This is a genomic window from Nonomuraea sp. NPDC048892 (assembly GCF_040649735.1).
Taxonomy (GTDB): domain Bacteria; phylum Actinomycetota; class Actinomycetes; order Streptosporangiales; family Streptosporangiaceae; genus Nonomuraea; species Nonomuraea maheshkhaliensis.
In genome coordinates this window covers 547,021-569,999 of the sequence record NZ_JBEZFZ010000002.1, presented here as the reverse complement: position 1 = coordinate 569,999, position 22,979 = coordinate 547,021, and the positions used below count along the sequence as shown (strand labels likewise).

The window sequence follows — 22,979 nt, the reverse complement described above, 5'->3', positions numbered from 1 at the left end:
AGAGGGCGGCCACTGCGTGCGCCCCGGAAAGTGTCGGTCCTGGGCTATAACGTGGCGGCGTGATCACAGTCGACGACGTACGCCAGTTCGCGCGCACGCTCCCCCGCTCGTCGGAGCACCTGATCAGAGACCGCGTGAAGTTCCGCGTGGGCCAGATCGTCTACGTGGCGTTCTCACGTGACGAGACCCAGATGGGGTTCGGCTTCCCCAAGGAGGAGCGCGCGGCGCTGGTGGCGGCCGAGCCGGACAAGTTCCTCATGCCCAGGGAGTCCGACCTGCGCTTCCACTGGGTGGAGGCGCGCACGGCGGCCCTCGACGTCGCGGAGATGCGCGAGCTGGTGCTGGAGGCGTGGCGCATGTGCGTCCCGCAGAAGGTCCGCCGCGAACAGGAACTCACCGCCCGCCTGCGGCCGTAGCACCGGCCGGCCGGCGACGGCACCGGCCCGCGCACGACCGCATGAGCCGACGCGCGACCACGCGGACGAAGGTCGCGGACCGACGCGCGAAGGCGCAGGCGGAGGCCGCCGGTCAGCGGGTGACGTCGCGGTAGAGGTCGCGGGTGAGCGTGGTGATGCGCTTGACCGAGGAGCTCCACGTGCCGCCCGCCGGATGGGCGGTCAGCACCGCCATGACGTAGCGCTCGCCCTTCCCGGCCAGCCCGGTCGAGTGCAGCACCGGCCGCCCGTAGTCGGGCACGCCCGAGCCGGTGGCGCGCTGGGCGATCCACGAGATGGGCGCCCCCACGGCCCTGGCACCGCCGCCGCCACCGCACCTGACCGGCGGCGTCGTGCCGAACCCCGACCAGCCCTGCTTGACCGCCCATGGCCGGGGCAGCGCGTCGGGGATGCCGAAGGTCTGGTCGAAGCCGTCGGTGCCGCACGGGGTCGAGTGCCGCAGGTGGCTGAGGATCGTGTCCCTGACCCGGGCGTTGGCCCGGTCGAGCAGGTAGCGGTAGGTGCGCACGATGTCGTACGCGCTCAGCGAGGTGTAACCCCAGAAGCCCGGCTTGGACGCCGGCGGCGGCGTGGTGTCGGACAGCCCGAGCCGGCGCGCCTGCCTGACGATGATCTGCCCCTTGCCCAGCCGGTCCCAGAACGTGGACGCGGCGTCGTCGTCGCTGGAGCGCAGCATGATCCGCAGCAGCCTGGCATCGGCGGCGGGCACGCTCTTGCGCCGCTCCAGGTAGTCGATCGCGATGAGGATCTTCACCACCGAGGCCGAGCGGTATTTCCGGTGCGCGTTGCGCGTGGCGACGATCTTGCCGGCCTGCCGGTCGAACACCACCCACGCCGCGGTCGTCCCCGCGGGCACCTGAGGCGGCCGGGCCTGGGCGGCGGCGTGAGCCGCTGGAGCGGAGGCCGCGAGCGTGGCGGCGGTGACGGCCGCGAGGGGCACGGCGGCAAGAGGCTTGATTCGCACCCGCCCATAAATACCAGATCGTGACACGACACTCTTGACCAGCAAACGAAAGCGGGTATAAACACAGAGGAAACCAACCCGAAACGGCGGTGAATCAACATCATGTACGCCGAGGAGCGGCAGCAGGAGATCCTGCGGAGAGCGCGGCTAGCGGGCCGTGTCGACGTGGTGACGCTGGCCGCCGAGCTCGACGTGACCACAGAGACGATCCGCCGCGACCTGACGTCGCTGGAGCGGGCGGGCGTGCTGCGGCGCGTCCACGGGGGCGCCATCCCCGTGGAGCGGCTGGGGTTCGAGCCCGCGCTGGCCGCCCGTGACGAGGTCATGACGGCCGAGAAGGAACGCATCGCCAAGGCGGCGCTGGCCGAGCTGCCCGAGGACGGCTCGGTGATCATCGACGCCGGCACCACCACGGGCCGCCTGGTGCAGGTGCTGCCCCTCGACCGGGAGCTGACCGTGGTGGTCAACTCCCCGCCACTGGCCACCGCCCTGGCCGCGCGCGCCAACCTGAACGTGATCATGCTGGGCGGCCGGTTGCGCGGCAAGACGCTGGCCACGGTGGACGACTGGGCGCTGCGCCCGCTCGACCGGCTCAACGTGGACGTGGCGTTCATGGCGACCAACGGCTGCTCGCTCGCCCGTGGCCTGACCACGCCCGACCCGGCGGAGGCGGCCATCAAGCGGGCCATGGTCAACGCCGCGCAGCGCAGCGTGCTGCTGGCCGACCACACCAAGTTCGGCAACACCTACCTGGCCACTTTCGCGGAGCTGAGCGAGATCGACGTGCTGATCACCGACACCGGCCTCGACGTGGCGCTGGCCGCCGACATGGCGGCCGCCGGCCCGGAGGTGATCAGGGCGTGATCCTCACCCTGACCCTCAACCCGAGCCTCGACCGGACCATCGAGATCGCCTCGCTCGACCGGGGCGCGGTCATCCGCGCCGCCACCGCCCGCCTCGACCCCGGGGGCAAGGGCGTCAACGTCTCGCGCGCCCTGCTGGCCAACTCGGTGGCGAGCCGCGCGGTGGTCCCGTACGGCGGCGACGAGGGCAGGCAGCTCATCCGCCTGCTGGCCGCGGAAGGGCTCGACATGGTCACCGTCCCGGTGGCCGGCCCGACCCGGTCGAACGTCACGCTGGCCGAGCCCGACGGCACCACCACCAAGATCAACGAGCCGGGCACCGCCCTGTCGCAGGAGGAGCTCGACACGATCGCCGACACCGTCCTGAGCGCCGCCCACGAGGCGGACTGGGTGGTGGCCTCCGGCAGTCTGCCGCCCGAGGTGCCCTCCGACGTCTACGCCCGGCTGTGCCGCAGGTTCGCCGGGGCCGGCATCCTCATGGCCGTCGACTCCAGCGGCCCGGCGCTGGCGAGCGCGCTCACCGCCGCGCCCGCCCTGGTCAAGCCCAACCTGGAGGAGCTGTCCGGAGCCACCGGCATGCCGATCCGCCGGCTTGGCGACGTGGCCGAGGCCGCGGCCAAGCTGCGGGCCGCCGGCGCGCGTACGGTGCTGGCCAGCCTGGGCGCCGACGGCGCCGTCCTCGTCGAGGAGGACGGCATCTGGTACGGCGAGGCACCGGTCACGGAGCCGCGCAGCTCAGTCGGGGCGGGTGACGCCATGCTGGCCGGATTCCTGGCCGGCGGCGGCTCCGGCCCCGACGCGCTGGCGCTGGCTCTGGCCTGGGGCGCCGCCGCCGTATGCCTGCCCGGCAGCCGCATGCCGGGCCCCGACCACATCGACCCCGGCGCCGTCACCGTCCGCGCGCCCGATCCCGACCGTCCGCTCTCATCCCCCCACCCGTAATAAGCGGCTGCTCACCCCCCTGAAGGAGCACGTCCATGGCCGACACCTACACACCTCGGGTCACCGGAACCGGGGTCAAGGCCACCATTCAGCGCATCGGCGGCCATCTGGCCGGCATGATCATGCCGAACATCGGCGCGTTCATCGCCTGGGGCCTGATCACCGCGCTGTTCATCCCGACGGGCTGGCTGCCCAACGAGACGCTGGCCAAGATGGTCGATCCGATCATCAAGATGCTGCTGCCGATCCTCATCGCCTATACCGGCGGCCGGATGGTGCACGGGCAGCGCGGCGCGGTCGTCGGCGCGGTCGCGGTCATGGGCGTCGTAGTGGGCACGGACTCTCCGATGTTCCTGGGCGCCATGATCATCGGCCCGCTCGCCGCCCTAATCATCAAATATGTGGACAAGTTCACTGAGGAGCGGACCAAAGCCGGCTTCGAAATGCTGGTGGACAACTTCTCCGCCGGTATCGTGGGCGGCGCGATGGCCGTGGTCGGCATGTACGCCATCGGCCCCGTCGTCCAGACGATCACCACCGCCGCGGGCAACGCGGTCGAGTGGCTGATCGTCAACAATCTGCTGCCGATCGCCTCCGTGCTGATCGAGCCGGCCAAGGTACTCTTCCTCAACAACGCCATCAACCACGGCGTGCTCAGCCCGCTGGGCGTGGCCGAGGCCGCCGAGCAGGGCAAGTCGATCCTGTTCATGCTGGAGTCCAACCCCGGCCCCGGGCTGGGGCTGCTGCTGGCCTACCTGCTGTTCGGGCCGCGCGCGATGCGCCCGAGCACGCCGGCCGCGATGATCATCCACTTCTTCGGCGGCATCCACGAGATCTACTTCCCGTACGTCCTCATGAAGCCCCGCCTCATCGTGGCCGTCATCGCGGGCGGCGCGGCCGGGGTCTTCACGTTCATGATCACAGGTGCCGGCCTGGTCGCCACCCCGTCGCCCGGCAGCATCTTCGCCTACCTCGCGGTGACCCCCAAGGGCGGCTGGCTCGGCTCCAGCCTGGGCATCCTCGTCGCGACGGCCGTGTCGTTCGCGGTCGCCGCCCTCCTGCTCGGCTTCGGCAGGGGCGAGAAGGCGGAGCCCGAGGAGCCCGAGCCCACCGCGACAGAAGAAACCGCAACCAAGGAGAGCTGAGCCATGGCCGGCATAGACAGCAAGGACATCCACAAGATCATCGTGGCCTGCGACGCGGGCATGGGCAGCAGCGTCATGCTCGCCTCCACGCTCAAGAAGCAGCTCAAGGGGACGGGCGTGACCGTGGAGCACACCCCGGTCAACTCCATCCCCGAGGACGCCGACGTGGTGGTCTGCCACACGGGCCTGGCCGCCCGCGCCAAGGCCGCCGCCCCGGGCAAGCCGCTGGTGTCGTTCCAGATCTTCCTGGGCGACCCGGCGGTGACCAAGCTGGTGAACACGATCAAGAACGGCGGCACCGTCGATGCGTGACGGCCTGCTCGACCCCCGCGCCGTGCTGCTGCACGAGAGCGCCCCCGACCGCGACGCGGCCATCCGCCGCTGCGGGCAGGCGCTGGTCGACGTGGGGGCGGTCGCGCCGTCGTACGTGGAGGCGATGCTCGAACGCGAGCGGACGATCTCCACGTACGTCGGCGAGGGCGTGGCCATCCCCCACGGGACGGCCGCGTCCAAGGAGGACGTCAAGCGCGACGCCATCTGCGTGGTGCGCTTCCCCGGCGGCGTCGACTGGGACGGCGAGCCCGTCACGCTGTGCGTGGGCATCGCGGCCGCCGGCGACGGGCACGTGCCGCTGCTGGCGGCGCTGGCCGACATCCTGCTCGACCCCGATCGGGCCAGGACGCTGCGCGAGGCCACCGAGGTTTCACAAGTCATCAAGGAGTTGTCATGAAGGTCGCGCGTTTCCACGCGCCGGGCGACATCAGGATCGAGGACGCGCCCGAGCCGGTCGCCGGGCCGGGCGAGCTGAAGATCCGGGTGCGGAACTGCTCGACGTGCGGCACCGACGCCAAGATCTTCAAGTTCGGCCATCACCACATCGTGCCGCCGCGCGTGATGGGCCACGAGATCGCCGGCGAGGTCGTCGACACCGGCGCGCGGGTGCAGGTGATCGCGGCGATCCCGTGCGGCACGTGCGCCGAGTGCCGGCGTGGCCGCCAGACGGTCTGCCCGAACCAGGAGTCGATGGGCTACCACTACGACGGCGGCTTCGCCGAGTACATGATCGTCCCGGCGAAGGTGCTGGCCGTGGACGGCGTGAACGCCATCCCCGACGGTGTCGGGTTCGCCGAGGCGTCGGTGGCCGAGCCGCTGGCCTGCGTGCTCAACGGCCAGTCGCTGGCGCGCGTCGGTCCCGGCGACGACGTGGTGGTGATGGGCGCCGGCCCGATCGGCTGCCTGCACGTACGCCTGGCGCGGGCGCGCGGGGCGGCGCGGGTGTTCCTGGTGGACGTCAACGCGGGCCGCCTGGCGATGGCGGCCGAGCTCGTGCATCCCGACGCGGTCATCGACTCCGACCCCGTGGAGCAGGTGCTGAAGCTGACCGGCGGCCGGGGCGCCGACGTGGTGATCACGGCGGCGGCCTCCGGCGCGGCGCAGGAGCAGGCCGTGCGGATGGCGGCCAGGCAGGGCCGGATCAGCTTCTTCGGCGGGCTGCCCAAGGACGACCCGGTGATCGCGCTCGACTCGAATCTGGTGCACTACCGGGAGCTGACCATCGTCGGCGCGAACGGCTCCAGCCCGGCCCACAACGCCCAGGCGCTGCAACTGGTGGCCGAGGGCGCCGTGCCGGTGTCGGACCTGATCACCCACCGGCTGCCGCTGCCGCAGGTGCTCGACGGGATCGACCTCGTCAGCCGGGGTACGGCCATCAAGGTCACGATCGAACCCTAGGAGGTAGGCGATGGCACAGCGAACGGTGGTCGTGGCCTCGGCCAGCGGCCTGCACGCGCGGCCGGCCAAGCTGTTCGTGCAGGCGGCGGTCAAGGTGGGCGTGCCGGTCACGATCCGGGCCGGGGAGAAGTCCGTACCGGCCAAGAGCATGCTGGGCGTGCTGTCCCTGGGGGCCGTGCGCGGCACGGAAGTGACACTGGAGGCCGAAGGGCCCGGCGCGGACGAGGCCCTGGACACGCTGGCGGCGCTGCTGTCCCGCGACCTGGACTCGGAAGAGGCCCTCGATGCCTGACAGCACCGCTCCCCACCACACCGCCGCGACCGGTGCGGCCGCGGTGCCGCCGCCCGGCGGCTCCGGGACTGCCGGCGGCCCCTGGACCGGGGCCACCGGGCGGCTCAGCGGGCTCGGCGTCAGCCAGGGGCGGGCGGCCGGGCCGGTGCTGCGGATGGCCGGTCCCCCCGCGCTGCCCGCACCCCGCGCCGTCACCGACCCGGACGCGGAGGCGGCCACCGTCTCAGGGGCGCTGGAGTCGGTGGCCGCCGACCTCAACCGGCGGGCCAAGGCGGCGGGCGGCGAGGCGGCGGAGATCCTGGAGGCGCTCGCCATGATCGCCGAGGATCCCCTGCTGCTGGAGGAGGCGGAACGCCTGGCCGGGGAGGGTTCCGACGCCCCCCACGCCCTGGACGCGGCCTTCACCGGCCACCGCGAGGCCCTGGCGTCGCTCGGCGGCTATCTGGCCGAGCGGGCGGCCGACCTCGACGACCTGCGGCACCGGGCGGTGGCGTTCGCGCTCGGCCTGCCCATGCCCGGCCTGCCCGACCCCGGGCACCCGTACGTGCTGGCCGCCGCCGACCTCTCCCCCGCCGACACCGCCGGCCTCGGCCCCGACGTGCTGGCCCTGGTCACCGAGCGCGGCGGGCCCACCAGCCACACCGCGATCCTGGCCCGGGGCAGGGGCCTGCCCGCCGTGGTGGCCTGCGCCGGCATCATGGCGGTCGGCGACGGCACGGTGATCGGCGTGGACGGCGGCACCGGCGAGGTCGCCGTCGGCCTCACCACGCCGGAGGCGGCCGAGGTCAACGAGGCCGACCGGGCCCGCAGGGCGCGGCTGGCGGCCAGCCAGGGTCCCGGCAGGACCTCCGACGGCCATCCCGTCAAGCTGCTGCACAACATCGGCTCGGCCGCCGACCTGCGCTCGGACGACCTGCGTGCCGAAGGGGTGGGCCTGTTCAGGACGGAGTTCCTGTTCCTGGGCCGCAAGCAGGCGCCCTCGTTCGAGGAGCAGGTCGCCGCCTACGCCGAGGTCTTCAGCCGGGTGGAGCACGTGATCGTGCGCACGCTCGACGCCGGCACCGACAAGCCGCTGCCCTTCCTCGGGCTGCCCGCCGAGGACAACCCGGCGCTCGGCGTGCGTGGCCTGCGGGTGGACCGGCTGCTGCCGGACGTGCTGGACATCCAGCTCGACGCGATCGCCGCGGCGGCGCGCGAGACGGGCACGGAGCCCGAGGTGATGGCGCCCATGGTCACCACCGTGGCCGAGGCCGGCGCCTTCGCCCGCCGGGCCAGGGCCAAGGGCATCGTCAGGGTGGGCGTGATGGTCGAGGTCCCGGCGGCGGCCCTGCGCGCGGGGCGGCTGCTGCAGGAGGTGGACTTCCTCAGCATCGGCACCAACGACCTGGCCCAGTACACCTTCGCCGCCGACCGTCAGCACTCCTCTCTGGCCGACCTGCTGGACCCGTGCCAGCCGGCCCTGCTCGAACTCATCGCCATGTGCGCGCGGGCGGGCCGGGAGGCGGGCAAGCCCGTCGGGGTGTGCGGGGAGGCGGCGGGCGATCCCCTGCTCGCTCCCCTGCTGGTCGGGCTGGGGGTGACGAGCCTGTCCATGGCCCCCGTGTGCGTGCCGCTCGTCCGCGAGGCGCTGGCGTCTCTGACGTTCGAGGAGTGCCGCGAACGCGCGCTCGCCGCGCTGGAGTGACCGGCGCGGGCGCGCCCGCCGGATCGGGGGGAGCGCGCCCGCCGCCCTGGAACGAAACGTCAGGCGGCCGGTTCCGGGTTGTGCGCCCTGAGCCGGAGCCGGTTGTCCTCGACGTCCACCGTCACCCGGCCGTGCTCCCTGACCTCCCCGGTCAGCAGCATGGTGGACAGCCGGTTGTCCAGCTCCCGCTGCACCGTGCGGCGCAGCGGCCGGGCGCCGAACTCGGGCTGATGGCCCCGCCCGGCCAGCCAGTCCTTGGCCGCGTCGGTCACCTCCATGGTGACGTCCTGGCCGCGCAGCCGCTGCCGGGTGCGCTCCAGCATCAGGTCCACGATCTGGCGGAGCTGGTCGCGTTCGAGCCGCTTGAAGATGATCGTCTCGTCGATGCGGTTGAGCAGCTCGGGGCGCAGGGTGTGGCGCAGCAGGTCCATCAGGCGGTCCTCGACCGGCCCCGTGGCCTCCAGGATGAGCTCCGCGCCGAGGTTGCTGGTCATGATGACGATGACGTTGCTGAAGTCGACCGTGCGGCCCTGGCCGTCGGTGAGGCGGCCGTCGTCGAGCATCTGCAGCAGGATGTTCATCACGTCGGGGTGGGCCTTCTCGATCTCGTCGAGGAGGACCACGCCGTGCGGGCGGCGGCGTACGGCCTCGGTGAGCTGGCCGGCCTCCTCGTACCCGACATATCCGGGCGGCGCGCCGATGAGGCGGGAGACCGTGTGCCGCTCCTGGAACTCGCTCATGTCGATGCGCACCATGTGGTCCTCGCCCCCGAACAGGGCCGCGGCCAGCGCCCTGGCCAGCTCCGTCTTGCCGACGCCCGTCGGGCCGAGGAACAGGAAGCTGCCGATCGGCCGGTTCGGGTCGGACAGGCCCGCCCTGGCCCTGCGCACGGCCTCGGCGACGGCGGTGACGGCCTCGTCCTGGCCGACGACGCGCCGGTGCAGGTGCTCCTCCAGGCGCATCAGGCGCTCGCGCTCCTGCTCGGTGAGCTGGGTGACCGGGATGCCGGTGCGGCGGGAGACCACCTCGGCGATGTCCTCCACCATGACCTGCGGGACGGTGTCGGCGCCGTGCCTGGCCCGCTCCAGCTCCGGCCGGACCTTGCCGATCTCCGCGCTCAGCTCCTTGGCGCGGTCGTAGTCCTCGGCGGCGACGGCCTGGTCCTTGTCGCGGCGCAGCGACTCAAGGCGCTCCTCCAGCTCGCGCACGTCGCTGCCGGGCGTGCGTGAGCGCAGCCGTACCCGGGCCGAGGACTGGTCGATGAGGTCGATGGCCTTGTCGGGCAGGAACCGGTCGGTGATGTAGCGGGCCGAGAGGCTGGCCGCGGCGTCGAGGGCCTCGTCGGTGATGCGGACCTGGTGGTGGGCCTCGTACGTGTCGCGCAGCCCGGCCAGGATCTCGACCGTCTGCTCCACGGTCGGCTCGGGGACCAGGATCGGCTGGAAGCGGCGTTCGAGCGCGGCGTCCTTCTCGATGTTCTTGCGGTACTCGTCGATGGTGGTGGCGGCGATGACGTGCAGCTCGCCGCGGGCCAGGGCGGGTTTGAGGATGTTGGCCGCGTCCATGCCGCCCTCGGCCGAGCCGGCGCCGACCAGCGTGTGCACCTCGTCGATGAAGACGATGACCTCGTCGGAGTGGGCGCGCACCTCGTCGACGACCTTCTTGACGCGTTCTTCGAACTCGCCCCGGTACTTGGTCCCGGCCACCATGCCGGTCAGGTCGAGCGCGACGACGCGCCGGTCCTTCAGCAGGTCGGGGACGGCGCCGTTCACGATGCGCTGGGCGATGCCCTCCACGATCGCGGTCTTGCCGACGCCGGGCTCGCCGATCAGGCACGGGTTGTTCTTGGTGCGCCGCGAGAGCACCTCGATGCACTGCTCGATCTCGTCCTCGCGGCCGACGACCGGGTCGATGCGGCCCTGACGGGCCTCCTCCGTGAGGTCGCGGCCGAACTCGTCGAGCGAGGGGGTGTCCGAGGCCCGCCGGCCGGCCCCCTGACCGGACCAATGGCCGGCCCCCTGACCGCTCCCGCCGCCGGCCGCGCCGGACAGGATGGCCTGCTGCAGCTCGTTCGCCGAGACGCCCTGCTCGCGCAGGAGCCGGGCGGCGGTGGAGTCGGGGTTGGCGGCCAGCGCGAGCAGCAGGTGCTCCGGCCCGATGTACGACGCCCCGAGCGCCCGCGAGACCCGCTGGGCGTCCAGGACGGCGCGCTTGGCGGCCGGGGAGAGCGTCGTGGGCGGCTCGGCGGCCTGGCCCGGCCCGGCGGCGGCGTCGATGCCGTCGCGCAGCCGGCCGGGGTCGGCCCCGGCCGCGCGCAGCAGGGCGTTGACCGCGTCGTCGTCGATCAGTGCGTCGAGGAGGTCGATCACGTCCAGGTCTGGCGCGCCGCGCTGCCCGGCCACCTCCAGCGCCCGGCTCAGCGCCTCCCTTGCGGAGGCGCTGAGCAGCCTGCCCACGTCCACGCGCTGGACGCCGGGCCGCGACGGCGGCCAGCTCTCCATGCCGCCGAAGACCCGGCCCGTCAGCTCCTCGAAGCCTCGGAACGGGTCTCCTCCGAAGAATGACCTGTACGACATCGCATATCCCCTTCGCGCTCAGGGGACATCTAGCCGCACATGCCGCACTTCATAGTCAGGACTCGGCAAAGCATCCCAGTCCCGGGCGGCGGGTCACGGGCGGCGGCGCAGCCCCGCGTCGCCCAGCTCGGGCGGCTGCCAGCCGGCGTCGGCCGGGTTGAGCGTGACGCCGGGCGGGACGATCTCGTCGATCCGGTCGAGCACGTCGTCGCTCAGCCGCACGTCGGCGGCGGTGAGCTGGCTCTCCAGGTGCTCCATGGTGCGCGGCCCGATGATGGCCGAGGTCACCGCCCGGTGCCTGATCGTGAACGCCAGCGCCAGCTCGATCAGCGTGAGGCCGGCCTCCTCGGCCAGCACGGCCAGCCGCTCGGCCGCCTCCAGCTTGCGCTGGTTGGCCTCGATCGTCATGTCGTAGCGCTGCGGCAGCCGGTCCGAGCGGCGCGTCTCGGGCTGGTCGGCGCCCTTGCGGTAGCGTCCGCTGAGCCAGCCGCCGGCCAGCGGGCTCCACACGATGGCGCCCATGCCGTACCTCTCGATCGTGGGCAGCACGTCGGCCTCGATGCCGCGCACGAGCGCCGAGTACGGCGGCTGCTCGCACACGAACCGCTCCAGCGAGCGCCGCTCCGCGGCCCACTGCGCCTCGACGATGCGGTGGGCGGGGAAGGTGGAGCTGCCGATGTAGCGGACCTTGCCCTGCCGGACGAGGTCGGTGAGCGCGCCGAGCGTCTCCTCGACGTCGGTGTCGGGGTCGAAGCGGTGGATCTGGTAGAGGTCGATCCAGTCGGTGCCGAGGCGGCGCAGGCTGTTCTCGACGGCCTGGAAGATCCAGCGGCGGGAGTTGCCCCGCTCGTTGGGGCCCTCGCCCATGACACCGTGGCACTTGGTGGCCAGCACCACCTGGTCACGCTTGCCGGACTTGGCCAGCGCCCGCCCGACGTACTCCTCCGACTGCCCTTGCGAGTAGACGTCGGCGGTGTCGATGAAGTTGACGCCCGCGTCGAGCGCCCTGTCGATGATCCGGGCGGACTCCCCGGGGTCGGACTCGCCCCACCAGCCGAACATCATCGCGCCGAGGCAGAGCGGACTGACCTTGAGACCTGTACGTCCGAGTACGCGATATTCCGTCACGGTCCTACTCTCCCCCAGCGAGCTCGTCGATGGGCGTGTCACCGGACACCAGTTCCAGCGTCCGCCGCACGCTGCCCGGATCGCGCAGCAGCGCCACGATGACGGCGGCCACGTCGTCGCGCGGCACCGCGCCCGGCGGCACCTCGGGGGCCAGCAGCACCCGGCCGGTGCCCGGATCGTTGGTGAGGCGGCCGGGGCGCAGGATCGTCCAGTCGAGGTCGCGGGCCCGCAGGTCCTCCTCGGCCTCGGTCTTGGCCTTGATGTAGGCGGCCCACACCTCGTCCCCGCCGGGCGCGGGCGGCTTCCCCGCGCCGACGCTGGAGATTTGCACGAAGCGCCGCACGCCCGCCCGCTCGGCCGCGTCGGCCAGCAACACGGAGGCGCCCCGATCGACGGTGTTCTTACGCGCCGTGCCGCTGCCCGGCCCCGCGCCGGCCGCGAACACCACGGCCGAGGCGCCCTCGACGACGCGGGCGACCTCCTCGACGCCGGCCCGCTCCAGGTCGCACACCACGGCCCGCGCCCCGGTGGCCTCGACGTCGGCGACGTGCGCCGGATTACGGACGACCCCGGTGGCCTCAGGTCCGAGAAGGGCGGCCAGCCGGAGCCCGATCTGCCCGTGGCCACCCGCGATGATGATCCCCATAATCGTCATGGTGTCATGGACCCATGCGCGACTTCCCGCAGGCACCCACGCCCGCGTTCCTGTTCGACCTGGACGGCACCCTGATCGACAGCGTCTACCAGCACGTGGTGGCCTGGCGTCAGGCGCTGTCGGGGCTGGGCATCGACCTGTCGGTGTGGCGGATCCACCGGCGCATCGGCATGAGCGGCGGGCTGTTCGTCAGCGCGCTACTGCGGGAGACCGGGCTCAAGCTGACGCGGGAGCAGATCGAGGAGCTGCAGACCACCCACGCCGAGGCGTACGAGCAGCAGGCCGCCTCGGTCAGACCGCTGCCCGGCGCGCCGGAGCTGCTGGCCGAGCTGACCTCGCGCGGCGTGCCCTGGGCCATCGCGACCAGCGGCTACGCCCGCACGGCCCGGCTGGCCCTGGGCATGCTGGGGCTGCCGGACGACACACCCATGGTCACCCGCGACATGGTGCGCCGCGCCAAGCCCGACCCCGACCTGTTCCTGGCCGGGGCGGCGCTGGCCAAGGTCGATCCCGCGCACGCCATGGTGGTCGGCGACAGCGTCTGGGACCTGCTCGCCGCCCGCCGGGCCGGCGCGCTGGGCATCGGCCTGCTGTCGGGCGGGTATGGCAGGGACGAACTGGAGCGCGCGGGGGCGTTCCTGGTGTACGCCGATCCGGCCGAGATGCTGGACCGCCTCGACGAACTCGGCGTGCGGCAGAGTGACTGACGGTGGCGGCGGAGCGGGAATATCCCTCCGAACCACCGAGCTGGATCATGCGTATTCCCCACAGAGGAGCTGAGATGGACTTGGCAGACATCGGCGTCACCGGCCTGGCGACCATGGGGCGCAACCTGGCCCGCAACCTGGCCAGGCACGGTTACACCGTGGCCGTGCACAACCGTTCACACAGCCGCACGCAGCAGTTGGTGAAGGAGTTCGGCGAGGAGGGCACGTTCGTACCCTCGGAGGACGTCGCCGCCTTCGTCGCCTCGCTGAAGCGGCCGCGGCGGGCGATCATCATGGTCAAGGCGGGGGCGGCCACCGACGCGGTGATCGACGAGCTCGCCGCCGTGATGGAGCCGGGCGACATGATCGTCGACGGCGGCAACGCGCACTTCGAGGACACCCGGCGGCGCGAGGCCGCCCTGCGCGAGCGCGGCCTGCACTTCGTCGGCACCGGCATCTCCGGCGGCGAGGAGGGCGCGCTCAACGGCCCCAGCATCATGCCGGGCGGGTCGAAGGAGTCGTGGGAGGCGCTCGGCCCGATCCTCCAGGACATCGCGGCCAAGGTCGACGGCGTGCCGTGTTCGGTGCACGTGGGCCCCGACGGCGCCGGCCATTTCGTGAAGATGGTCCACAACGGCATCGAATACTCCGACATGCAGCTCATCGCCGAGTCCTACGACCTGCTCCGCCAGGCGCTCGGGGTGACGCCGGCCGAGCTGGCCGAGGTGTTCAGGGAGTGGAACAGGGGCGAGCTCGACTCCTACCTGATCGAGATCACCGCCGAGGTGCTCGACCAGGTCGACGCCGAGACGGGCAAGCCGTTCGTGGACATCGTGGTCGACCAGGCCGAGCAGAAGGGCACCGGCCGCTGGACCGTGCAGAGCGCGCTCGACCTGGGCGTGCCCGTGACGGGCATCGCGGAGGCGACGTTCGCCCGCGCCCTGTCCGGCCACCCCGAGCAGCGAGCCGCGGCCCGGTCGCTGCGCGGGCCCGACGAGTCCGGGGTCGGCGGGCGCGAGCTGATCGAGGACGTACGCCAGGCGCTCTACGCCTCCAAGATCGTCGCCTATGCCCAGGGCTTCGACCAGATGGCCGCCGCCTCGAAGGAGTACGGCTGGGACCTCGACCTGGGCGCGATGGCCACGATCTGGCGGGGCGGCTGCATCATCAGGGCCAAGTTCCTCGACCGGATCAGGGCCGCGTACGACGCCGACCCGCAGTTGCCCACGCTGCTGGCCGACCCGACGTTCGCCGGCGCGCTCGACGCCGCGCAGGAGTCGTGGCGGCGCGTGGTGACCACGGCGGTCCAGATCGGCGTGCCCACGCCCGGCTTCTCCTCGGCCCTGGCCTACTTCGACGGGCTGCGCCGCGACCGCCTCCCGGCAGCGCTGGTGCAGGGACTGCGCGACTTCTTCGGCGCGCACACCTACCACCGGGTGGACAAGGAGGGCACCTTCCACACCGACTGGTCCGGCGACCGCCAGGAGCGGCCGGCGTAGCCCTCTCACTCGTCCGAGCGGCCGGAGGGGCCCACGCGCCCGTCCGGCTATCCGTTCATCGCCACGGAGTTGGCGACGGCGGTCACCACGCAGAAGCCGAGCGGCCCGGCGGTGTCGTGCATGGTCACCTGGCCGGCCGCGACACCGCCGGTGCTCACGTGTCCCGTGCTCTCCACCCCGATGAGCTCGCCCTCGGGGAGCCGGGCCAGGGTCATGGTGTAGTCGGCGTTGATGAAGCGCAGCCCGTCGGCCTGGACGTTGCTGAGCGGGCTGGCGAAGTCGGCGGCCAGCGCGGCCCGGACGAACGGGCTCAGCGGCTCGTCGTCCACCAGCGGGTACCGCTCCCGCAACCACACCCGTCCAGGCCCGGGGGCGCCCCACTCGGTCAGCCGCCACAGGTCGAACGGCGGCTTCCAGAACTCGCCCTCGGCCTCAGCCGGCGGCTGCGAGGGCGGCGGCTCGTCCCAGGCGGGCGTCACGATCGAACGCTCGCCCTCGGGCTGCTCACCCCGGCGCAGCAGCACCGCACTGGCCCGCCCGATCACGCCCTGGTCGGTGGAGATCACGGCGTCGGCCACGCGGATCCTGCGCCCGTCCCTGACCACGGCCGTCTCGACGGTGACGGGCAGCATCGGGCTGTTGCGGAACAGGTCGACGGTCAGCCGGGCGAAGTGCAGGCCGGGGCCCGCGTGGCGCTCCTCCAGGGCTCGGGCCGCCAGCCCGCCGAGCAGGCGTCCGTGCAGCATGTCGGGGGACCAGGGGCCGCGGGCGTGCGGCGCGGGGACGAGTTCGTCCCGTTTCTTGGTGAAGAACGCTGACGTCGGCACAGAATCAGATTCTAGAGGAGAGCAGGCGCCGGCCGAGCGCCTGGAGGCGATCTTTCAGCTCGACCGGCTCGATCACCTCGAAGTCGACGTCCAGGAAGGCCACGACGACGGCCATCAGGTGCAGGTCGTCGCCGCGCAGCGTGAGCACGCAGCGGTCCGGCCCCGCGGCCTCGATGACGCCCTGGGTGCGGCCGGCCATCCGCTCGGCCGGCGCGTGCAGCAGGAACCGCCCTTCGATCGGCCACATCCCGTGGGCCAGCCAGTCGTGCAGCCAGGCGGCGACGTCGCGCGCGGGCGGCTCGCGCGGGGTGAAGCGGGGACCGTTGGGGGTGCTCAGCCGGATCCGGTCGGCCCGGAAGGTGCGCCAGTCACGGCGGTCGACGTCCCAGGCGACGAGATACCAGCGGTGGCCCGCGCTGACGAGGCTGTGCGGCTCGGCCCGCCGCTGCGCCGTCTCGCCGTCGTAGGTGGTGTAGTCGAAGCGCAACTGCTCACGGTCGCGGCAGGCTGCGGTGACGTGGGTGAGCACGTCGGCGTCCACGGTGGGGCCGGCCCGGTTGATCCGCACGGTGTGGGCCTGCAGCGTGCCGACCCGCGTGCGCAGGCGGGCGGGCAGGACCTGCTCCAGCTTGGCCAGCGCCCGCAGCGAGGTCTCCTCGATGCCGGTCACGGTGCCGTTCGCGGCCGTACGCAGCCCGAGTGCCACCGCCACGGCCTCCTCGTCGTCGAGCAGCAGCGGCGGCAGCTCCGCGCCCGCGCCCAGCCGATAGCCGCCCGCGGCACCCGGCGTGGAGTGCACCGGGTAGCCGAGCTCGCGCAGCCGCCCGACGTCGCGGCGCAGCGTCCTGGGGGCGACGCCGAGCCGCCGCGCCAGGTCGGCGCCGGCCCAGTCGCGCCGGGTCTGCAACAGGGAGAGCAGGCGCAGCAGCCTGGCCGAGGTGTCCAGCACACCGGCCATTCTGCCCGCCATCGCGGCCTGAATCTGACCGCAGTGCCTCCTAACGTGCCGTGCATGCAATCGTTCGTCATCGACATTTCCCAGGACCGGATCGACGATCTCCGCGACCGGCTGGCCAGGACCCGCTGGCCGGACGCCCTCGACGGGACGGGCTGGTCGTACGGGGTGCCGCCGGAGGCGGTGCGGGAGCTGGCCGCGTACTGGCAGAACGGCTACAACTGGCGGGAGCACGAGGCGCGGCTGAACGAGCTGCCGCAGTACACGACCGTGATCGACGGTCAGCTCGTGCACTTCGCGCACCTGCGCTCCGCCCGCGAGGACGCGCTGCCGCTGCTGCTGACGCACGGCTGGCCCAGCTCGTTCGCCGACTTCTCCCGCGTGGCCGGGCCGCTCTCCCGCGACTTCCACGTGATCGTCCCGTCCATCCCCGGCTTCGCCTGCTCGGGGCCCACCCGCGAGCCGGGCTGGGGCGTGCGGCGGATCGCCGCCGCCTGGATCACGCTGATGGACCGGCTCGGGTACGGCCGCTTCGGCGTGCAAGGCGGCGACTTCGGCTCGCTGATCTCGGCCGCCGTGTCCAGGGCCGCCCCTGGCCGGGTGACCGGGGTGCATCTGAACGCCTCCGTGACCGCGTTCCCCGACGACGACCTGTCGGGCCTGACGGAGGAGGAGCTGGAGCGCGCCGCCGGCGTCGAGCGGTGGAAGGAGGTCAACGGGTACGCCGTCATCCAGGGCACCAGGCCGCAGACCCTCGCCTACGGCCTGGCCGACTCCCCCGCCGGGCAGCTCGCCTGGAACCTGGACGCGTTCGCCTCCTGGGGCCGGGACGCCGGCGGGCTCGACCCCGACGACATGCTCACCGGCATCTCGCTCTACTGGTTCACCGGCACGGCGGGCTCGGCCGGCCGGCTGTACCGGGAGAGCGCCCCCGACTGGGCGCCCCCGGCGGCGCCCGATCCGACGCCCACCGCCTTCGCGCTCTTCCCCGGCGACACGACCGTGCGGCGCTACGCCGAACGGGTGCACCACGTGGTGCGCTGGTCGGAGTACCCGCGTGGCGGTCACTACGCCGCCCTCCAGGCCCCCGACCTGTACATCGAGGACGTCAGGGAGTTCTTCCTCGGGCTGCGGCCGTGACGCGGGGGCCGGGTGGATTTCCGCCGGGCTCGCGCCGTAAGCTCCTGCAATGCGTGATCTAGGTGAGGACCCCCGGCCGGCCCGGGGCGCGGTACGCGAGATCCATTCCCTGCACGGGCCCGCCACGCTGGCCTACTCCCCCGACCTCGACGGCATGGCCGACCCTGGGGAGATCGTCTGGGCGTGGGTGCCGTACGAGGAGGACCCGGCCAGGGGCAAGGACCGGCCGCTGCTGATCGTAGGCCGTTCGGGCCGCCGACTGCTGGGCATGATGCTGTCCAGCAAGGGCGACGACGGTGACGACTGGCTGGAGCTGGGCGAGTGGGGCCGCGACGGCCGGATCTCCTACGTACGGCTGGACCGGGTCTTCGTGCTCGACGAGGACGACATCAGGCGCGAGGGCGCGGTCCTGGACGGCGAGCGTTTCGCCAGGGTGGCGGCCCGCCTGATGAAGACCCACGGCTGGGGCGCCCGCTAGCCCCTCCACCCCGCGCGGCCGGCCGACGGGCGGCCCCGCCGGTCGGTCCGGGAAGACGGCCGCGCGACCCGGTCCCGGTGGCCGGCCCTGGTGGTCAGCGCGGGAAGACAGCCGCCAGTTCCGGGATGCGGGCGCGGTAGCCGTCCAGCAGGCGCTCCGCCGTGGTCGTCGAGTCCACCAGCGGGTGCATGGCGAACGCCGCCGTCGCCAGGCGGGCCGAGCCGGTCAGCGCGGCCTCGATGACCGTCTGCTCGACCGCCTTGACCTGCTGCGCCAGCCCCAGGAAACGGCCGGGCAGCGGCCGGGTGGCCAGGGCGCGGACGCCTGAGCCGTCGACCGCGCACGGCACCTCGACGACCCCGTCCTCGGGCAGGCCCGGCACGGCGGAGCCGTTGCGCACGTTGAGGATCATGGTGGCGGGCTCGCCGCGGGCGATGGCGGCCATGAGGGCGAGCGCGATGCCCTCGTAGCCGCCCGCCTCCAGGTCGGCGGCGTCGCGTTCCCCCGCGTCGGTGACGCCGCGCGCGTCGGCCATGTACGACTCGTCCCGTTCCCTGCGCGCCCGCGCCCACGCGGCGGGAGCGTCGCCCGGCCGGGCGCGTACGGCGGCGTAGAAGCGCTCCTGCTGGCCCAGCAGTTCCTCACCCCGGGTGCGCCCGGCGCTCGCGGCCACGGCCTCCCTGGTCAGGTAGTAGTAGTACAGGTACTCGTTCGGCAGCGCCTCCAGCACCCGCACCCATTCGGTGCCGAACAGGCGGGCCTCCTCCACCCGGCGCAGCGCGTCGTCGTCGGCGAGCAGGCCGGGCAGCACGTCGCGGCCCTCGTGGTGCAGGCCGCGCAGCCAGCCGAGGTGATTGAGCCCCACGTAGTCGGGCGACACGCGGGCGGGATCGAGCCCAAGCGCGGCGGCGGCGCGCCGGATCAGCCCGACCGGCGAGTCGCAGATGCCGATCACCCGGTCGCCGAGCACGCGGCGCATGGCCTCGGTGACGATGCCGGCGGGGTTGGTGAAGTTGATCACCCAGGCGCGGGGCGCGAGCGCGGCCACCCGTTCGGCCACGCGCACGGCGACCGGCACGGTGCGCAGGCCGTAGGAGATGCCGCCTGGTCCGGTCGTCTCCTGTCCGACCAGGCCGAGGTCGAGGGCGACCCGCTCGTCGGCGGTGCGGCCCGCCAGGCCGCCGACCCGGATGGCGGAGAAGACGAACGTGGCGTCGCGCAGCGCGGTGTCGAGGTCGGTGGTCACGCGGACGCGGGGCGGGTCGTCGTGCCCGGCGGCCATGCCGCTCAGCACGTGGGAGACGGCCTCCAGCCGCTCCTCGGAGACGTCGTACAGCACCACCTCCTCCACGCGCGGTTTGGCGGTGTCGCGCAGGAGCGCGCCGTACACCAGCGGGACCCTGAAGCCCCCGCCGCCGAGAACGGCCAGTCTCATCCTCAACCCTTCATGTGAGCAGCACTTCGGCGCCCGCGGCCGCGCAGGCGCGCAGCGTGCTCTCGTCGGCGCCCGCGTTCGTGACGATCATGTCCACGTCCTCGGGCCCGCACACGCGCAGCGCGCCGGTGCCGGGGAACTTGTGGCGGTCCACGAGCAGCACGACCTGCCCGGCCGCGGCGATCATGGCGCGTTTGAGCGGCACCTCGGCGAGCGTGGTGTCGACGAGCTGCCCGTCGGGGCGCACGCCGCTGGCGCCGAGGAAGACGCGGTCGGCGACGACCTGGCTCAGCGCGGCCTCGGTCAGCACCCCGACCAGCGAGTGGTAAGGCCGCCGGATCATGCCGCCGAGCAGCAGCAGCTCGACCTCGGGGTCGGAGCGCAGCACGTCGAGGACGGCGAGGCTGGAGGTCACCACGGTGACGCGGCGCCCGCGCAGCCGCCTGGCCAGGCACATGGTGGTGGTGCCGATGTCGAGCAGGACCACGTCGCCGTCGCCGACGAGCTCGGCGGCGCGGGCGGCCACGGCCTCCTTGTCCTGTTCGTCGGTGGCGGCGACCTCGGCGAAGGGCCGGTCGGTGTCGGCGTCGACGCCGGCCAGGGCGCCGCCGCGGACACGGCGCAGGGTGCCGTCGCGGTCGAGGACCTCGAGGTCCCTGCGGATGGTGGACGGGCTCACCCCGAGCTGGCTCGCCAGATCGCGCACGCTGGAGGCGCCGGAGCTGCGGACGCGGCGCATGATCTCGGCATGCCTGAGGCGCTGGAGCACGCCGGGAGTGTATCAGTCAAATTCGCGCATAAGTAAGCATCTTGCGCCAATCGGTCGCCCGAAACACTTGAAGTGTGCGAGCAAACGTGCAAGATTGCGCACATCCCGCGTGTCGAGGAGGACCTGATCCCGTGTCTGTCCAGGCGTACGACCCTCTCGCCGGCGAACGGACCCCCGAGGGCCCGCAGTTCGACGTCTTCCTGGCCGGAACCGTCTTCCTCGACATCATCTTCACCGGCCTGCCCGCGATGCCCGCGGCCGGCACGGAGATCTGGGCCGAGGGCATGGGCTCCTGCCCCGGCGGCATCGCCAACCTGGCCATCGCGACCAGCCGGCTCGGGCTGCGCACGTCGCTGGCGGCCGCGTTCGGCGACGACGACTACGGCGACTTCTGCTGGCGCACGCTGGAGCAGCAGGAATCGGTCGATCTGTCCCGGTCGCAGCGCTTCGAGCACTGGCACTCGCCGGTGACGGTCTCGATGGCCGTCCACCGCGACCGCAGCATGGTCACGCACGGCCATCCTGCCCCCATGCCGGCCAACGAGATGATCGGCAAGCCGCCGCCGTCCAGGGCCGTGATCGTGACGCTGTCGCCCGAGGAACCCCTGGGCGACCCCGACGCCGCGTGCAACTGGGCTGAGCTGGCCCACCGCGACGGCGCGCTCATCTTCGCGGACGTGGGCTGGGACCCGTCGGGCGCGTGGCCGCGCTCGCTGCTGGACCAGCTCGGCGTCTGTCACGCCTTCATGCCGAACGCGACCGAGGCCATGGCCTACACCGGCACCGAGACGCCGCGCGACGCGCTCTACGCCATCGCCGACAAGGTGCCGCTGGCCGTGGTGACCGACGGCGCCAACGGCGCGATGGCGATCGACTCGACGACGGGCGAGGAGTCGTTCGTGCCCGCGCCGCGGGTGACGGCGCTCGACCCGACGGGCGCGGGCGACGTTTTCGGGGCCGGCTTCGTGCTCGGCACGCTGTGCCACTGGCCGCTCAACGACCGGCTGGCCTTCGCGCAGGTGTGCGCGGCCCTCGCGGTGCAGCAGTTCGGCGGCTCGCTGGCCGCGCCCGGCTGGGGCGACATCGCCGACTGGTGGCACGAGGTGCGCGAGGCGGCCGATCACAGCGGCGCCTACGGCAGCTCGCTGGCCCGCCGCTACGCCTTCCTCGACCGGCTGGTGCCCACGGTCCCGGTCGGAGCGGTACGCCGCGCGGTCGCCACCATCGCCCGGTACGCCGACGTGGGCATGACATCCCCCGCTTCCGGGAAGCGGCCCGACGAGCCGCTGTCCCCGCCCGAGGGCGAGGACCCGGACACGCCTCGCGTACCTGCGCAGAAGGAGTAACCCATGATCGCCCCGAAGCGACAGCCGCGCGGATCCAGGACGCTCGTCCTGCTGGCCGCCGGCGCGCTCGCCCTGGCCGGCTGCGCCCCCGGCTCCTCCGCGCCGCCCCCCGCCGCCACCCCGCAGGCGAGCGCGTCGGCGGTGCGCACCGACCCCGCCTCCCTCGGCGAGGTCACGCTGAACGTGTGGGACCAGGAGGTGCGCGGCGGCCAGGCGGCCCAGATGGAGAAGCTCAACACCGCCTTCCAGGCCAAATACCCCAACATCAAGCTCAAGCGCACCTCCCGCTCGTTCGACGACCTCAACACCACGCTGCGGCTGGCGCTGAGCGGCAACGAGCCGCCCGACGTGGTGGAGGCCAACAACGGCCGCTCGTCCATGGGCGCGTTCGTCAAGGCCGGGCAGCTGCTGCCGCTGGACGCCTACGCCGAGGCGTACGGATGGAAGAGCCGCTACCCCGACTCGGTGCTGCGCTACTCGCGCTACAGCGCCGACGGCAAGCTGTTCGGCGAGGGCAACCTGTACGGCCTGCCGCAGGTCGGCGAGGTCGTCGGCCTGTTCTACAACAAGAGCAAGCTGACCAAGCTCGGCCTGGAGCCGCCGAAGACGTGGGCCGAGTTCGAGGCCGCGCTGGCCAAGGCGAAGGCGGGCGGCGAGGTGCCGCTGCAGTTCGGCAACCTGGACAAGTGGCCGGCCGTGCACGTGTTCGGCACGGTGCAGGGCCGCAGCGTCCCCGCGGAGCAGATCGGCACGCTCGCGTTCGGCCGCAAGGGCGCCTCGTGGAACACGCCGGAGAACACCAAGGCCGCCGAGGAGCTCGTGCGCTGGGTGAAGGACGGCTATTTCGCCAAGGGCTTCAACGGGCAGGGTTATGACGCGTCCTGGCAGGCGTTCGGCAAGGGGCAGGGCGTCTTCCTGATCGCGGGCACGTGGCTGCTGGCCGACCTGGAGAAGACCCTGGGCGACGACCTGGGCTTCATGCTGCCGCCCGGCGCCACGGCCGACGCCGCGCCGGTGGCGACCGGGGGCACGGGGCTGCCGTTCGCGATCACCGCCAAGAGCCCGCACGCCGACGCGGCGGCGGCGTACATCGACTTCATCACCAACGCCGACGCGATGAAGGTGCTCACCGAGACCGGCAACCTGCCCGTCGCCGACACCGGCGCGCAGACGGTCAAGGAGGGGCCGCAGCAGGACGTGTTCACCGCGTTCGGCACGGCCACCGAGAAGAACGGGCTGGTGCCCTACCTCGACTACGCCACCCCGACGTTCGCCGACACGCTGGGCGCGGCGCTGCAGGACCTGCTGGCCGAGAAGGCGACGCCGCAGGAGTTCCTCGACACGCTGGAGAAGGACTACAAGACGTTCGCCGAGAGCAACGGCTGAGC

General features: G+C 72.8%; 23 protein-coding genes. 15 read left to right on the top strand and 8 right to left on the bottom strand.

Annotation, left to right across the window (positions count from 1 at the left end):
- Positions 1-59 precede the first annotated feature (59 nt).
- Positions 60-416 carry an MmcQ/YjbR family DNA-binding protein gene (locus AB0C28_RS07975; protein WP_357842082.1) on the top strand — a complete coding sequence of 119 codons (357 nt, stop codon included), beginning with the start codon at positions 60-62 and terminating at the stop codon, positions 414-416.
- A gap of 112 nt (positions 417-528) precedes the next feature.
- On the opposite strand, the gene AB0C28_RS07970 is transcribed toward AB0C28_RS07975, so the two are convergent.
- Positions 529-1,419 (bottom strand): hypothetical protein, encoded by an 891-nt coding sequence (locus AB0C28_RS07970; RefSeq protein ID WP_358073422.1) that lies wholly within the window; start codon positions 1,417-1,419, stop codon positions 529-531.
- Between the two features lie 102 nt (positions 1,420-1,521).
- On the opposite strand from AB0C28_RS07970, the gene AB0C28_RS07965 reads away from it, so the two are divergent.
- From AB0C28_RS07965 to ptsP, 8 genes are read left to right on the top strand one after another with little or no spacing between them, the layout of a single operon-like run.
- Positions 1,522-2,283, top strand: a complete 762-nt coding sequence (locus AB0C28_RS07965) for a DeoR/GlpR family DNA-binding transcription regulator (protein ID WP_358073421.1) — start codon at positions 1,522-1,524, stop codon at positions 2,281-2,283.
- A complete protein-coding gene (gene pfkB / locus AB0C28_RS07960) occupies positions 2,280-3,224 on the top strand; it encodes a 1-phosphofructokinase (protein WP_357842074.1) in 945 nt (314 codons plus the stop codon). Before AB0C28_RS07965 ends, pfkB begins: the two co-directional genes overlap by 4 nt.
- 35 nt (positions 3,225-3,259) lie before the next feature.
- The gene (locus AB0C28_RS07955) at positions 3,260-4,369 is read left to right on the top strand and encodes a PTS mannitol transporter subunit IICB (RefSeq protein WP_357842071.1); all 1,110 of its coding nucleotides are present in this window, start codon (positions 3,260-3,262) and stop codon (positions 4,367-4,369) included.
- 3 nt (positions 4,370-4,372) lie between these two features.
- Entirely contained in the window at positions 4,373-4,681 is a 309-nt protein-coding gene (locus AB0C28_RS07950) for a PTS lactose transporter subunit IIB (RefSeq protein WP_357842068.1), read from the top strand.
- Positions 4,674-5,099 carry a PTS sugar transporter subunit IIA gene (locus AB0C28_RS07945; protein ID WP_346111329.1) on the top strand — a complete coding sequence of 142 codons (426 nt, stop codon included), beginning with the start codon at positions 4,674-4,676 and terminating at the stop codon, positions 5,097-5,099. The genes AB0C28_RS07950 and AB0C28_RS07945 overlap by 8 nt, the downstream gene beginning before the upstream one ends.
- Positions 5,096-6,100 (top strand): zinc-dependent dehydrogenase, encoded by a 1,005-nt coding sequence (locus AB0C28_RS07940; RefSeq protein WP_357842065.1) that lies wholly within the window; start codon positions 5,096-5,098, stop codon positions 6,098-6,100. Before AB0C28_RS07945 ends, AB0C28_RS07940 begins: the two co-directional genes overlap by 4 nt.
- Before the next feature lie 10 nt (positions 6,101-6,110).
- Positions 6,111-6,392 carry an HPr family phosphocarrier protein gene (locus tag AB0C28_RS07935; protein ID WP_357842062.1) on the top strand — a complete coding sequence of 94 codons (282 nt, stop codon included), beginning with the start codon at positions 6,111-6,113 and terminating at the stop codon, positions 6,390-6,392.
- Positions 6,385-8,076, top strand: a complete 1,692-nt coding sequence (gene ptsP / locus AB0C28_RS07930) for a phosphoenolpyruvate--protein phosphotransferase (protein ID WP_357842059.1) — start codon at positions 6,385-6,387, stop codon at positions 8,074-8,076. The genes AB0C28_RS07935 and ptsP overlap by 8 nt, the downstream gene beginning before the upstream one ends.
- Positions 8,077-8,135: 59 nt before the next feature.
- Here the strand turns inward: ptsP and AB0C28_RS07925 are convergent, their stop codons facing one another.
- The 3 genes from AB0C28_RS07925 to AB0C28_RS07915 form a co-directional block, all read right to left on the bottom strand.
- Positions 8,136-10,652 carry an ATP-dependent Clp protease ATP-binding subunit gene (locus AB0C28_RS07925; RefSeq protein WP_358073420.1) on the bottom strand — a complete coding sequence of 839 codons (2,517 nt, stop codon included), beginning with the start codon at positions 10,650-10,652 and terminating at the stop codon, positions 8,136-8,138.
- A 93-nt stretch (positions 10,653-10,745) separates the two neighbouring features.
- Positions 10,746-11,780 (bottom strand): aldo/keto reductase, encoded by a 1,035-nt coding sequence (locus tag AB0C28_RS07920; RefSeq protein WP_357842053.1) that lies wholly within the window; start codon positions 11,778-11,780, stop codon positions 10,746-10,748.
- Between the two features lie 4 nt (positions 11,781-11,784).
- Positions 11,785-12,426, bottom strand: a complete 642-nt coding sequence (locus AB0C28_RS07915; protein WP_357842050.1) for an SDR family oxidoreductase — start codon at positions 12,424-12,426, stop codon at positions 11,785-11,787.
- A 23-nt stretch (positions 12,427-12,449) separates the two neighbouring features.
- Here AB0C28_RS07915 and AB0C28_RS07910 point away from each other — a divergent pair, with 23 nt between their 5' ends.
- Entirely contained in the window at positions 12,450-13,142 is a 693-nt protein-coding gene (locus AB0C28_RS07910) for an HAD family hydrolase (RefSeq protein WP_346113881.1), read from the top strand.
- Between the two features lie 74 nt (positions 13,143-13,216).
- The gene (gene gndA / locus AB0C28_RS07905) at positions 13,217-14,641 is read left to right on the top strand and encodes an NADP-dependent phosphogluconate dehydrogenase (RefSeq protein WP_357842048.1); all 1,425 of its coding nucleotides are present in this window, start codon (positions 13,217-13,219) and stop codon (positions 14,639-14,641) included.
- Between the two features lie 47 nt (positions 14,642-14,688).
- Here the strand turns inward: gndA and AB0C28_RS07900 are convergent, their stop codons facing one another.
- Together AB0C28_RS07900 and AB0C28_RS07895 are read right to left on the bottom strand one after the other, a co-directional pair.
- Positions 14,689-15,468, bottom strand: coding sequence for an acyl-CoA thioesterase domain-containing protein (locus AB0C28_RS07900; protein WP_357842045.1), 780 nt, complete (start codon positions 15,466-15,468; stop codon positions 14,689-14,691).
- A 4-nt stretch (positions 15,469-15,472) separates the two neighbouring features.
- A complete protein-coding gene (locus tag AB0C28_RS07895) occupies positions 15,473-16,417 on the bottom strand; it encodes a WYL domain-containing protein (protein ID WP_357842042.1) in 945 nt (314 codons plus the stop codon).
- 63 nt (positions 16,418-16,480) lie between these two features.
- On the opposite strand from AB0C28_RS07895, the gene AB0C28_RS07890 reads away from it, so the two are divergent.
- Positions 16,481-17,563, top strand: a complete 1,083-nt coding sequence (locus tag AB0C28_RS07890) for an epoxide hydrolase family protein (RefSeq protein ID WP_358073419.1) — start codon at positions 16,481-16,483, stop codon at positions 17,561-17,563.
- A gap of 49 nt (positions 17,564-17,612) precedes the next feature.
- On the top strand, positions 17,613-18,041 hold the full coding sequence (locus tag AB0C28_RS07885) for a type II toxin-antitoxin system PemK/MazF family toxin (RefSeq protein ID WP_357842036.1): 429 nt from the start codon (positions 17,613-17,615) through the stop codon (positions 18,039-18,041).
- 94 nt (positions 18,042-18,135) lie between these two features.
- Here AB0C28_RS07885 and AB0C28_RS07880 read toward each other — a convergent pair whose 3' ends face one another.
- Together AB0C28_RS07880 and AB0C28_RS07875 are read right to left on the bottom strand one after the other, a co-directional pair.
- The gene (locus tag AB0C28_RS07880; protein WP_357842033.1) at positions 18,136-19,476 is read right to left on the bottom strand and encodes a 6-phospho-beta-glucosidase; all 1,341 of its coding nucleotides are present in this window, start codon (positions 19,474-19,476) and stop codon (positions 18,136-18,138) included.
- Between the two features lie 10 nt (positions 19,477-19,486).
- Complete coding sequence (locus AB0C28_RS07875) at positions 19,487-20,245, bottom strand: DeoR/GlpR family DNA-binding transcription regulator (RefSeq protein ID WP_357842030.1); 759 nt, start codon at positions 20,243-20,245, stop codon at positions 19,487-19,489.
- A gap of 131 nt (positions 20,246-20,376) precedes the next feature.
- Between AB0C28_RS07875 and AB0C28_RS07870 the strand changes: the two genes are divergently transcribed.
- Both AB0C28_RS07870 and AB0C28_RS07865 read left to right on the top strand, forming a co-directional pair.
- A complete protein-coding gene (locus tag AB0C28_RS07870; RefSeq protein WP_357842027.1) occupies positions 20,377-21,591 on the top strand; it encodes a PfkB family carbohydrate kinase in 1,215 nt (404 codons plus the stop codon).
- Between the two features lie 3 nt (positions 21,592-21,594).
- A complete protein-coding gene (locus tag AB0C28_RS07865) occupies positions 21,595-22,977 on the top strand; it encodes an extracellular solute-binding protein (protein ID WP_357842024.1) in 1,383 nt (460 codons plus the stop codon).
- The last annotated feature ends 2 nt before the right edge of the window (positions 22,978-22,979 follow it).